Source organism: Erwinia rhapontici (genome assembly GCF_020683125.1).
In the GTDB taxonomy this organism is placed as follows: Bacteria; Pseudomonadota; Gammaproteobacteria; order Enterobacterales; family Enterobacteriaceae; genus Erwinia; species Erwinia rhapontici.
This window is the reverse complement of the sequence record NZ_CP085627.1, coordinates 3,533,917-3,545,303: the sequence shown is the minus strand read 5'-3', so window position 1 is coordinate 3,545,303 and position 11,387 is coordinate 3,533,917. Positions and strand designations below refer to the sequence as shown.

The 11,387-nt window shown below is 55.8% G+C and carries 10 protein-coding genes; 6 read left to right on the top strand and 4 right to left on the bottom strand.

Annotated features, from left to right (window positions below; translation table 11 throughout):
- Positions 1-78 precede the first annotated feature (78 nt).
- A complete protein-coding gene (gene sixA / locus LJN55_RS16405) occupies positions 79-561 on the top strand; it encodes a phosphohistidine phosphatase SixA (protein WP_133841313.1) in 483 nt (160 codons plus the stop codon).
- Positions 562-649: 88 nt separating this feature from the next.
- Here sixA and smrB read toward each other — a convergent pair whose 3' ends face one another.
- A complete protein-coding gene (gene smrB / locus LJN55_RS16400; protein ID WP_227534866.1) occupies positions 650-1,207 on the bottom strand; it encodes an endonuclease SmrB in 558 nt (185 codons plus the stop codon).
- Between the two features lie 199 nt (positions 1,208-1,406).
- On the opposite strand from smrB, the gene prmB reads away from it, so the two are divergent.
- The 4 genes from prmB to LJN55_RS16380 are packed head-to-tail and all read left to right on the top strand — an operon-like array spanning position 1,407 to position 5,092.
- Complete coding sequence (prmB, locus tag LJN55_RS16395) at positions 1,407-2,339, top strand: 50S ribosomal protein L3 N(5)-glutamine methyltransferase (protein ID WP_133841315.1); 933 nt, start codon at positions 1,407-1,409, stop codon at positions 2,337-2,339.
- A 25-nt stretch (positions 2,340-2,364) separates the two neighbouring features.
- The gene (gene aroC, locus LJN55_RS16390; protein WP_167863570.1) at positions 2,365-3,450 is read left to right on the top strand and encodes a chorismate synthase; all 1,086 of its coding nucleotides are present in this window, start codon (positions 2,365-2,367) and stop codon (positions 3,448-3,450) included.
- Positions 3,451-3,453: 3 nt separating this feature from the next.
- Positions 3,454-4,281, top strand: a complete 828-nt coding sequence (gene mepA, locus LJN55_RS16385; protein WP_227534865.1) for a penicillin-insensitive murein endopeptidase — start codon at positions 3,454-3,456, stop codon at positions 4,279-4,281.
- Positions 4,282-4,294: 13 nt separating this feature from the next.
- Positions 4,295-5,092, top strand: a complete 798-nt coding sequence (locus LJN55_RS16380; protein WP_159336253.1) for a sulfite exporter TauE/SafE family protein — start codon at positions 4,295-4,297, stop codon at positions 5,090-5,092.
- A 351-nt stretch (positions 5,093-5,443) separates the two neighbouring features.
- Here LJN55_RS16380 and LJN55_RS16375 read toward each other — a convergent pair whose 3' ends face one another.
- Together LJN55_RS16375 and iolE are read right to left on the bottom strand one after the other, a co-directional pair.
- Positions 5,444-6,616 (bottom strand): Gfo/Idh/MocA family protein, encoded by a 1,173-nt coding sequence (locus LJN55_RS16375; RefSeq protein ID WP_227534864.1) that lies wholly within the window; start codon positions 6,614-6,616, stop codon positions 5,444-5,446.
- A gap of 9 nt (positions 6,617-6,625) precedes the next feature.
- Positions 6,626-7,519, bottom strand: a complete 894-nt coding sequence (gene iolE / locus LJN55_RS16370; protein ID WP_159336255.1) for a myo-inosose-2 dehydratase — start codon at positions 7,517-7,519, stop codon at positions 6,626-6,628.
- A gap of 153 nt (positions 7,520-7,672) precedes the next feature.
- Here iolE and LJN55_RS16365 point away from each other — a divergent pair, with 153 nt between their 5' ends.
- The gene (locus tag LJN55_RS16365; RefSeq protein ID WP_227534863.1) at positions 7,673-8,494 is read left to right on the top strand and encodes a helix-turn-helix domain-containing protein; all 822 of its coding nucleotides are present in this window, start codon (positions 7,673-7,675) and stop codon (positions 8,492-8,494) included.
- On the opposite strand, the gene LJN55_RS16360 is transcribed toward LJN55_RS16365, so the two are convergent.
- Entirely contained in the window at positions 8,468-11,053 is a 2,586-nt protein-coding gene (locus tag LJN55_RS16360) for a bifunctional diguanylate cyclase/phosphodiesterase (protein ID WP_227534862.1), read from the bottom strand. The two genes, LJN55_RS16365 and LJN55_RS16360, sit on opposite strands and share 27 nt — an antisense overlap.
- Between the last annotated feature and the right edge of the window lie 334 nt (positions 11,054-11,387).

Sequence of the window (11,387 nt, the reverse complement as noted above, 5' to 3'; positions counted from 1 at the left end):
CAACACAGCGTTCATTCTCTGGATGAAGAGTCGGACGGCGTTGTCCCCGGCGTTTTTGTTTAACAACAGCGGTGCTATATGCAAGTTTTCATTATGCGTCACGGCGATGCAGCATTAGATGCAGCAAGTGATTCAGTCAGACCTTTGACCCATTGCGGCTGCGATGAGACTCGCCAGATGGCGACCTGGCTTAACGGCCAGTCAGTGGATATTGAGCGCGTACTGGTCAGTCCTTATCTGCGTGCGCAGCAAACACTGAATCAGGTACGTGAAGTGTTGCCCTTGCCGGAAGGCGAAGATGTGCTGCCGGAGCTGACTCCGGGCGGCGATCCTGGCCTGGTGGCCTGCTACCTGCAGGTACTGGCAAACGAAGGCGTGAAATCAGCGTTGGTGATCTCTCACCTGCCGCTGGTGGGCTATCTGGTGGCTGAGTTGTGCCCGCAAGAAGCGCCACCGATGTTTGCCACCTCGGCGATTGCCTGCGTTGACTTCGATGCGGAGAATGCGGCTGGCAAGCTGGAATGGCAGGTATCCCCTGCCAAGTTAGCGAAAGCGATGTGATGCCTGCCCCAGGGGCCGATCTTTATTCCGGTCGGCCCGACCCCTGATCTCCATCGTGACACCTCCGTAGCGAAATACAGGCTCCGCGCTACGGCAGCATCAATTCCGGCGGCATCCACTCTTCAATCTCAATCAACACTAGCAGGGCAGCATCTCCGCCAAACAACTTCGGCGCCTGATGAAAGGCCATCACCAGCGGGTGCTGGGCCAGCCACAGCGGTGTCTGCTGTTTAAGCACATGTTTGCCGTGGCCATGCATCACGCTGGCACAGAAGATATGTTCGCGGCGACAGGCGGCAATCAGCGCACCCAGCTCCTCTTTGGCCTGCTTCTGGGTTAATCCGTGCAGGTCGAGAAAAATTTCCGGGCTGTAATCCCCGCGTCGCAGCTTTTTCAACTCATAGTGGTCTACGTCGCTACGAACGTAACGCACCGCGCCTTCCGTCGCCAGCAGTGGCTGGAACTCATCGGAAAAATAGTGGCTGTTATCCATCTGCTCGGAGAGCAGGCGTTTCTGCGGGACTTCGCTTATCTTTTTGCGCGGTGGCTTATGGACAATCGTGTCCTGGGCCAGCTTGCGTGTGCCGGTCATCAGCCCGCGAAACAGCGCCCGATCGTCCGCATTCAGATTCTCTTTTTTACTCATCTCAGGGGATCGCTATGCTGTCAGTTAGGGTTTACTGCCCCTTTAAAGGGTCATTTCATCCACAATTTGTGGTCAGTCTACCTTTTCCTCGCCCATCGCTGAAACAAATCTCAGCTTTTTCACCCCCTCGCGCTGAATTATCTCAAGCTTCGTGGCAAACTAGCGCCCGGGTTTAACAGAACGGCCTGCGGAGGGCACTTTGGACAAAATTTTCGTCGATGAAGCAGTCAATGAACTGCACACTATTCAGGACATGTTGCGCTGGTCGGTCAGCCGCTTTTCTGCTGCTGATATCTGGTATGGCCACGGCACCGACAATCCCTGGGACGAAGCTGTTCAGCTGGTGCTCCCGACGCTTTATCTGCCGCTGGATATTCCTGAAGATATGCGCACCGCGCGTCTGACCTCAAGCGAGCGTCACCGCATTGTTGAGCGTGTGATCCGCCGTATTAACGAACGCATTCCGGTGGCTTACCTCACCAACAAAGCCTGGTTCTGCGGCCATGAGTTTTATGTTGATGAGCGCGTGCTGGTCCCGCGTTCGCCGATCGGTGAGCTGATTAACAGCCACTTTGACGGCATCATCAGCCATGAACCCCAGCATATTCTGGACATGTGCACCGGCAGCGGCTGTATCGCTATCGCCTGTGCCTATGCCTTCCCGGACGCTGAAGTGGATGCCGTGGATATCTCCACCGATGCGCTGGCGGTTACCGAGCAGAACATTGGCGCACACGGTTTAGATCACCACGTTACGCCAATTCGTGCCGACCTGTTCCGCGAACTGCCTAAGACGCAGTACGACCTGATTGTCACCAACCCGCCGTATGTTGATGCGGATGATATGGACGACCTGCCAAACGAATACCGCCATGAGCCGGAACTCGGTCTGGCAGCAGGCAGCGATGGTCTGAAACTGGTCCGTCGTATTCTCGCCTGCGCACCGGACTACCTCAGTGAGCAGGGCGTGCTGATTTGTGAAGTGGGTAACAGCATGGTGCATATGATTGACCAGTACCCGGATGTGCCTTTCACCTGGCTGGAATTCGATAACGGTGGCGACGGCGTGTTCATGCTGACGAAACAACAGATTATTGATGCACAACATCATTTTAAAATCTATAAAGACTGATTCACCATTTTAGCGAGGAGCCAGCATGGCGGGTAATACCATTGGACAAGTATTTCGGGTCACGACGTTTGGCGAATCACACGGCATCGCCCTCGGTTGTATTGTGGATGGCGTGCCTCCGGGCATCCCACTGACCGAAGCCGATTTGCAGCACGATCTCGATCGCCGCCGCCCTGGCACTTCGCGCTATACCACCCAACGCCGTGAGCCGGACCAGGTGAAAATTCTGTCCGGCGTGTTTGAAGGCAAAACCACCGGAACCAGTATTGGTCTGCTGATTGAAAACACCGATCAGCGTTCGCAGGACTACGGCGCGATCAAAGATCTCTACCGTCCCGGTCATGCGGATTACACCTACGACCAGAAATACGGTTTTCGCGACTATCGCGGCGGTGGCCGCTCATCGGCGCGTGAAACGGCGATGCGCGTTGCGGCCGGGGCCATTGCGAAAAAATACCTTGAGATGAAACACGGCATTATCGTGCGCGGTTATCTGGCGCAGATTGGTGACGTGGCCTGCGAGCTGAAAGACTGGGACCAGGTAGAACAGAATCCCTTCTTCTGCCCGGACCCTGATAAAATTGACGCGCTGGACGAACTGATGCGTGCTCTGAAGAAAGAGGGCGATTCCATTGGTGCCAAAGTGACCGTGATGGCGGAAAACGTCCCGGCAGGTCTGGGCGAGCCGGTCTTTGACCGTCTGGATGCTGACCTGGCACATGCGCTGATGAGCATCAATGCGGTAAAAGGCATTGAGATTGGCGACGGCTTTGCCGTGGTCAGCCAGCGCGGTAGCGAACACCGTGATGAGATCCGTGCTAATGGCTTCCAGAGCAACCATGCTGGCGGCATTCTGGGCGGCATCAGCAGCGGTCAGAGCATTATGGCTCATCTGGCGATGAAGCCGACCTCAAGCATTACCGTACCCGGAAAAACACTGACCCGCAGCGGTGAAGAAGTTGAGATGATCACCAAAGGCCGCCACGATCCGTGCGTGGGGATCCGTGCGGTGCCGATTGCCGAAGCGATGATGGCGATTGTGCTGATGGATCACTTACTGCGTCATCGCGCGCAGAATGCTGACGTTGAAACCACTTACCCGCGCTGGTAACCCATGAAAAAGACGCTGATGGCGCTGTGTGCGCTGTTGATATCGACGGCGACCGCACAGGCCGCCACGCCGTGGCAGACAATCCACCAGCCGATTAGCGGTGCACCGCAGTCAATTGGTGCCTTCTCTAACGGCTGTATTATTGGTGCACAGCCGCTGCCGCTGGAGGCATCCGGTTATCAGGTGATGCGTACCGATCAGCGTCGCTATTTTGGTCACCCGGACCTGATTGCTTTTATTCAGCGTCTCAGCACCCAGACAAATCAACGGGGGCTGGGGGAAGTGCTGGTCGGTGATATGGGCATGGCGGCAGGCGGTCGTTTCAGCAGCGGCCACGCCAGTCATCAGTCCGGGCTGGATGTGGATATCTGGTTACAGCTCCCCAAACAGCGCTGGACACAGCAAATGCTGCTGAAACCTCAGCCGCTTGATCTGGTTGCCGCCGATGGAAAAAATGTGGTGGCACGCCACTGGCAGCCAGAAATTGACAGCCTGATTAAGCTGGCGGCGAAAGATCCCGAGGTGACGCGTATTTTCGTGAATCCGGCGATTAAAAAGCAGCTTTGTGCGGATGCCGGTAGCGATCGTGAGTGGTTACGCAAGGTGCGTCCGTGGTTCCAGCATCGTGCCCATATGCATGTGCGCCTGCGCTGTCCGGCGGGAAGCCTTGAGTGCCAGGATCAACCGATCCCACCGCCGGGTGATGGCTGTGGTGCCGAACTGCAAAGCTGGTTTGCGCCAGCGAAACCGGGCAGTACACCGCCGGTGAAGCGCGAGCCCACTCCGTTACCGCCATCCTGCCAGGCTTTGCTGGATAAACATTTACTGTAAGGCATAACGATAAATGGAATGGGTAAGTGTTGCTCCGTGGCTGTTGGGCGTGCTGTTTCTGGTGGCTTTACTGGCGGGGTTTATCGATGCGATTGCGGGCGGCGGCGGCTTACTGACGGTGCCTGCGCTGCTGGCCGCCGGGTTGTCGCCAGCCCAGGCGCTGGCGACCAATAAGCTGCAGTCGGTAGGCGGGTCGTTTTCTGCCAGCCTCTATTTTATCCGCCGCAAAGCCGTGGATTTACGCGAGCAAAAGCTGAATATTGCGCTGACCTTTTTAGGATCGATCAGCGGTGCGCTGCTGGTACAGCACGTGCAGGGCGATATTCTGCGCCAGCTGCTGCCGCTGCTGGTGATTACCATTGGTCTTTATTTCCTGCTGATGCCGAAGATTGGGGAGGAAGATCGTCAGCGTCGTCTCCATGGTCTGCCGTTTGCACTGGTGGCTGGAGGATGCGTTGGGTTTTATGACGGGTTCTTCGGCCCTGGTGCGGGTTCGTTTTATGCGCTGGCGTTCGTGACCCTGTGCGGTTACAACCTGGCGAAATCGACCGCCCATGCCAAAGTGCTGAACTTCACCTCCAACCTCGGTGGCCTGCTGCTGTTTATGATTGGCGGAAAAGTGGTGTGGCTGGTGGGGCTGGTGATGCTCGCGGGTCAGGTGTGCGGCGCACGTCTGGGTGCCAGAATGGTGCTGACCAAAGGGCAGAAGCTGATCCGCCCGATGATTGTGATTGTGTCGGCGGTGATGAGTGCGAAATTGCTGTATGACAGCCACGGCGCGGAAATCATTGCGTGGTTCCATTCGTTATAATGTGCTTTCGGGCGCGGCATGCCGCGCCCCTACGAATGGCACTGCCCGCGCATGGCATGCTCTTACGAATGCCACGCCTCATAATGTGCTTTCGGGCGCGGCATGCCACGCCCCTACGAATGGCACTGCCCGCGCATGGCATGCTCTTACGAATGCCGCGCCTCATAATGTGCTTTCGGGCGCGGCATGCCACGCCCCTACGGATATCACGTCCCTACGGATGCCTCGCCTCTACGGATGCCACATCCCTACGGATGTCACTGCCCGCGCATGGCATGCTCTTACGAATGCCACGCTTCTCCGTATGTAGCATCAGTAGGGGTCAGGCATGCCTGACCCGCTGCACAACACCTAACCTCTTCTCACATTGATCCAGCGGCGCTGCTCCATCGAATCCTCAATCGCCTGTAAGATGCGCTGATTCTCCCAGCCGAACGTAAAGTTCGGGTAGCAGTCGTCATCGCGGCAAATTCCCTGCACCAGATCATGCATTTCCAGCACTTTGACATCGAAGTAACCCAGCCCGCCACCACCGAAATCGAAGCCGAAGAAGGCTGAATAAGCGGGGATCTGGCTGCCGGCATACAGGGTTTTGAACCCACGATCGCGCTTATCATCGTTAAAACGGAATACCTGGAGTTCGTTAAAGCGCTCGCCGTCCATATACAGCGTGCCTCCGGTGCCGGACACTTCCCAGTAAACGCCGAAAATGCGCCCGGCGGCAATACGTGAAGACTCAATCACCCCGGCAGCGCCGCTGTCGAAGCTCACCAGGCACTGCATCTGGTCATCGTTTTCCACCTCGCGACGTTGCGCATTGGCCTCGACCTTACTGGCGTAACCGCTGTCGACGCCGGGAACCGGACGGGTGTTAAGATGTGTCTGCCCGCTGGCGCACACTTCTTTGACGCCGCCCATCAGATACTGTGCCACCGACAGGGTATGGGCACCCAGGTCGCCAAGAGAACCTGAACCAGCCAGTTCTTTCGAGCAACGCCAGGACCAGGGCAGCTCCGGGTCGTTATAGAAACCCTGGTCGAAAGTGCCGCGAAAACGCACCGGGGTGCCGATCTCGCCGCGCTCAATCAGCTGCTTCGCCAGCTGCGCCGCCGGGGTTTTGATATTGTTAAACGCCACCATGGTTTTCACCCCGGCCCGGCGTGCGGCTTCCGCCATCTCTCGTGCCTCGTATTCCGTGACGGCCAGCGGTTTCTCGCAGTAAACATGCTTCCCGGCGTTGATCGCAGCCAGTGCCATCTGATGATGCAGATGGTTGGGCGAGGTGATATCAATCACATCGATGTTCGGGTCCTGCACCATCTCCCGCCAGTCGCCAAAGGCGTGCAGCGCACCGAAGCGCTGTGCCGCCTGCTGTGCCATCGCCTGGTTCTGGTCGGCAATGGCGTACAACACCGGTGTTTTCGGTAAATCAGGGTAGAGCAGGGCAGCGCGGCGGATGGCGTCTGCATGCGCCTGCCCCATAAAACCGGAGCCGATCAGGCCAATATTCAGAGTGTCAGACATCGTATTTCCTTAGCGCGAAAAAAGAGCATTAACGTGATGGAAGGCGCGCGTCACGGTGGGCACCGGGGGCGCTTGGATCGGGTCTTGTTCTGCTTCAACGATCAGCCAGCCGCGATAGCCGCTGTGATTGACGAAATCCACCACCGGCTGATAATCGATACCGCCATCACCGGGCACGGTGAACATGCCGCCGCGTACGCCCTGGTTAAAACTTTCATCCTGCTGGTACACCTTTTCCAGGCGCGCACGACGAATATCTTTCAGGTGGATATGGCAGATACGGCTGCCGAACTGGCGGATCAGCGCGTTGAGATCGGCGCCTGCCGCCACGGCATGCCCGGTATCCAGCAGCATCCCGACATCCTCATGGGTGGCAGAGAAAAAGCGCTCGATCTCATCCTGATGCTCCACCAGCATCATCAGATGGTGGTGGTAAGCCAGCTTCAGGCCATATTCCTGATACAGTGCCGAGGCGAACTGGCTCAACCGCCGTACGTAAGCATCAAAGTCAATGGCGCTGAGTTTGGGTGAGTGGGAAATACCGATATCCAGCGGTGTCTCGCCGGGCATCCCCCCGCATTCGCCATACACCATGACGGAACAGCCCAGCGCACTCAGCAGGCGGGCATGATCGGCCACATTGTGCAGCTCCTGCTGCACGCTAATGTCGGCCAGGGTGCCGGAGAACCAGCCGGAAGCCAGTGACAGCCCGGTTTCCTGCAACAGCGGTTGCAAGGCTGCCAGCTCGCGGGGAAATTTACGGCCCAGTTCAATCCCCTGATAGCCGATGGCGGCAGCCTGCTGCATACATTGCAGGGCAGTGACATCATCCCCCAGATCTTCCAGCACATCGTTGGTCCAGGCCAGCGGACTGACGCCAAGACGCACGTTGGCATTTGCCATAGTTTTCTCCTGTCTGAAATCAAAGTTTGATCTGCGTCGCACAATCAGGCTCTGCGCACAGTTTCGGGTTGTGTTCGCCGCTATACGGCTGAAGAGTGGAGAAAAGATAGCCTGCCAGGGGCCGGGGGGTACATGACCAAAGTGGTGAAAAAAATGTCTGAAATCACACTGACGGTCCCCGTCATGGAGGGATATTTCGGTCTGTCGCGGTACGGGGCTGGGGATGTGTACGGGCCGCGTATTCAGCGCGGCATTCAGTTTATTGCGCTGCTGAGTGGCAGCGTGACGATTGAGACGGCGCAGCGTTCACTGCTGTTATTGCCCGGCACACTGGCGTTGCTGCTGCCGGGAGAGCGTGAGTTGTTCCAGTTTGACTCACTGCTGCCCAGCGAGCATATCTGGTGCCAGCTGGATTTCGCGGCCCTCCCGGTGAACTTTAATCTCGAGCTGGCACATTTGCCTGCCACCATTGCTTTTGACCATCAGGTAGAGCAACTGATGGAGCTGGGCATCAGTTTAACCTCTCAGCCTGAAGGCGCACCGCGAGCGTTAATCTCGCTGGCAGAAACCCTGCTCTATTACTACGCCTCACGCGCTATTCAGCCATCGGGAGAGGAGCGGCAAACCATGCCGAAGGGGGTACGTGAAGCCTGCCGCTTTATTGCTATGCGCTACCAGCATCCGCTGGCGCTGGAGGATATCGCAGCCCGCGCCCACTGTTCGGTAAATCATCTGATTGCGCTGTTTCGCCGTCATCTGCGCCAGACTCCGGCCCGCTATCTGCGCGATGTGCGCCTGCGCCATGCGGAACGCCTGCTGATGCGCAGCCACCTGCCCGTGGCACTGATCGCCGAGCAGTGTGGTTTTGTTTCGCCTTTTCACTTTTCACGCATCTTCAAAGAACATTACGGCCTGGCTCCGCTGGCTTTTCGCCAGCAGGCACAGGCATTAAGTGCGGGTGCGGCAGGTCGGTAGTGCAATCAGATGTTCAAGGGCCATCGGTTTGCCGATGTAATACCCCTGCAGGCTGTCACACTGCAACAGCGTTAACTGCTCCATCTGCGATTGTGTTTCAACGCCTTCGGCGGTGACATAGAGAGAATAGGCCTTGCCGAGGCCAATCATATTTTCGACGACTTGCCTGGCGCGTACCGAATCATCCATAGGGAAAATAAAGGATTTATCCAGCTTTATACCGTCAAACGGGAAGTTGCGCAGATAGCTTAACGAGGCAAAACCCGTGCCGAAATCATCGATAAGGAACTTCACGCCCAGTTCCTTAATTTGTAGCATGGTTTTCTGTGTCTTGGCCGGATCATGCAATGTGACATTTTCGGTGACTTCGATCTCCAGCAATGAGCTCTCCAGTCCTGTTTTTTCTAACACCCCTTTTATTCTGTTGTACAGGCTGCTGTCCTGGAATTCACTTGCCGAGATATTCACCGACACCGTTAACCCCGGCATAGCGTTCAGCGCATCACTGCAGGCTGTGAACAATACCCAGTCGCTGAGTGCGTTAATCAAGCCGGTTTCTTCCGCCAGCGGGATAAACTGGTCAGGCATCAGCAGTCCGTGGTGTGGGTGTTGCCATCTGACCAGCGCTTCAACCGCCGTGATACACGAACAGTGGGTATCGTAACGCGGCTGGTAAACCAGACGCAGCTGGCCTGCGCGAATTCCCTCACGCAGTTCCTGTTCCATCTCGCGGCGCTGGACAATTTTTTCCCCCATATCGCGCTGGAAGAATGCCCACTGGTTACGCCCCTCATTTTTGGCTTTGTAGAGTGCGATATCGGCATAACGCAGCAGGTCACTGGCGGTACTGGCGTCCTGAGGGGCGAGGGCAATGCCCAGGCTGACCCCGATAAAAATTTCGCCGTTGGCAATCAGGAAGGGCCGGTTAATCTCATCAATAATCTGCTGGCACAGGGTGGCAATATCGCGCTGGTCCTGAACCTCCGGCAGAATAATAATAAATTCATCACCGCCATGGCGGGTCACCATGCCGGATGTTTTCAGGCAGGCGCGTAGCCTGGCAGAGACTTCATGCAGCACGCTGTCACCGGCCGCATGCCCGTAGACATCGTTAACCGGTTTAAACTTATCCAGGTCAACCATCACAATAGCCAGCTGCTGTTCAGTGCTGGGCGCTGAATTCAATTTTCCTTCGAGGAACTCTTTCATCTGCACACGATTAGGCAGGCCGGTTAACTCATCGAAGTGTGATAAATAACGCACGCGCTCCTGTGCTTTTACTTCCTGGGTGACATCGGTTGCTGTGCCACGAAACCCGGTTTTTCCGCCAGGCAGGTACACGCGTTTAACGATCATATTGCAGTAGCGTTGATGTTGTTGGGCCGAGAGATAGTGGCAATGAGGAAGCGTGATGCGGCCACCGGACTGGCACAGGTAAGTCAGTTGCGCCAGGGCATTACTGTCGTTCAGTAAAAACTCCGTTGCCGGACGGCCAATCCAGTCAGAAATGTGGTAGCCGGTAATCACCGGGAAGCGCTCGGATATCCAGGTAAACGTTAAGTTCTCATCCGCTTCCCAAATCCAGTCCGTGGTGGTTTCAGCGACATCCCTGAAACGGCATTCGCTGTTGTAGAGTGCCTTCTTGCTTTGTTCCAGCTGGAAATGACTCTCATCACTGAGACGTGCTTTACGCAGGGCATTTTTCATCAGCATCAGGGCGGTCAGCAGGGTGGTAAACATCAGCAATACCAGCGCAGGCAGAATACCCGTTACCAGAGCATTACCGGGATCATCACTCTGCCAGGTGAATGTGATCGTTCCGCCCAGGGCGGGCAGTGCCAGCATGTTACGGTCTTCAGGCTGGAGTGCGGTTTGTGTACTGAATATTTGTGCGCCCTGGATACCGTATTCCAGAGCCATATGACTCAGCTTCTCCGGGGTGAGCCTGTCGGCGAAGATAAGAATTGAATGCGGGCCGTTTTCCGTATCTGCACTGGCCGCCCCATCGGGGGTGATCCAAGCGGCGCTGATGATGGTGACTCGCCCCTGCGAGACCACCAGCATCGAGATGGCATTCCCCCCTGACACATTCAGCCGTTGCTGAAGCTGGGGCAGAGGATCGATGCCCAGCCATGTTGCAACGCTCTGTAGCTTCAGCTGTCCTTCGAGCACGCTGTAACCTGTTTTTCCCTGCGGAGAGACAACGAAAATGCCCTCATAATGAAAACGTTGATACAGGGACTCCCCAAGGTTTTGATTGTCCCAGGCCCATTCGGTGTTTATCGTCAAATGCAGATTTTTCCAGGCTTCGCCCCAGTCGGCATTGTCCATCGTATGCGCATGCATAATATCCTGACGGTTTTCGATTGCTTTACCCATCAGTAACTGAAGGTGCTTGTCTTCATGGGTATTCTGTTGAGCGGCGATGTAAAACAGCGCAACGATAGCGCAAAGAAAAAGTCCTCCCAGTAATACCAGCATACCGACCAGGGGCTGCCTGATCAGTCCACGGGTATTTCCGTTGATCATCATTGTTGTTTTATTTGATTTTTGCTTCATTCACACTCGCCTGAAAGGGGGATGAGGTTGTCAACAGGATTTCAGGACGTCCATGTCACGGGCTAAGATTATTTCACTGATTTCAGCGGGATAAGCGTGGCAGCCAGAGAATATTTAAAGGTGGAAAGCGTTATCTCATCAGCATGTTCAATGAGATGTTTTGAGATTGCGCATAGTTAAAGTAAAACGTTTATTTTTCCATAAAATAAGATGGCGCAATAAAACGATCGCGCCTGTGCCAACGGTTATCGGAGCGTTAAGCCGAAACTTTATGCGTCATGTTGGCGAGTGGTGGTAAGACATTGATAACCTGCCCACCTTTTTCGCGTGAGAC

Coding starts and splice junctions, on each gene's coding strand:
- LJN55_RS16365 (WP_227534863.1), top strand. CDS start 7,673: ATGTCTGAAATCACACTGACGGTCCCCGTCATGGAGGGATATTTCGGT.
- iolE (WP_159336255.1), bottom strand. CDS start 7,519: ATGGCAAATGCCAACGTGCGTCTTGGCGTCAGTCCGCTGGCCTGGACC.
- LJN55_RS16360 (WP_227534862.1), bottom strand. CDS start 11,053: ATGAAGCAAAAATCAAATAAAACAACAATGATGATCAACGGAAATACC.
- LJN55_RS16380 (WP_159336253.1), top strand. CDS start 4,295: ATGGAATGGGTAAGTGTTGCTCCGTGGCTGTTGGGCGTGCTGTTTCTG.
- smrB (WP_227534866.1), bottom strand. CDS start 1,207: ATGAGTAAAAAAGAGAATCTGAATGCGGACGATCGGGCGCTGTTTCGC.
- mepA (WP_227534865.1), top strand. CDS start 3,454: ATGAAAAAGACGCTGATGGCGCTGTGTGCGCTGTTGATATCGACGGCG.
- LJN55_RS16375 (WP_227534864.1), bottom strand. CDS start 6,616: ATGTCTGACACTCTGAATATTGGCCTGATCGGCTCCGGTTTTATGGGG.
- sixA (WP_133841313.1), top strand. CDS start 79: ATGCAAGTTTTCATTATGCGTCACGGCGATGCAGCATTAGATGCAGCA.
- aroC (WP_167863570.1), top strand. CDS start 2,365: ATGGCGGGTAATACCATTGGACAAGTATTTCGGGTCACGACGTTTGGC.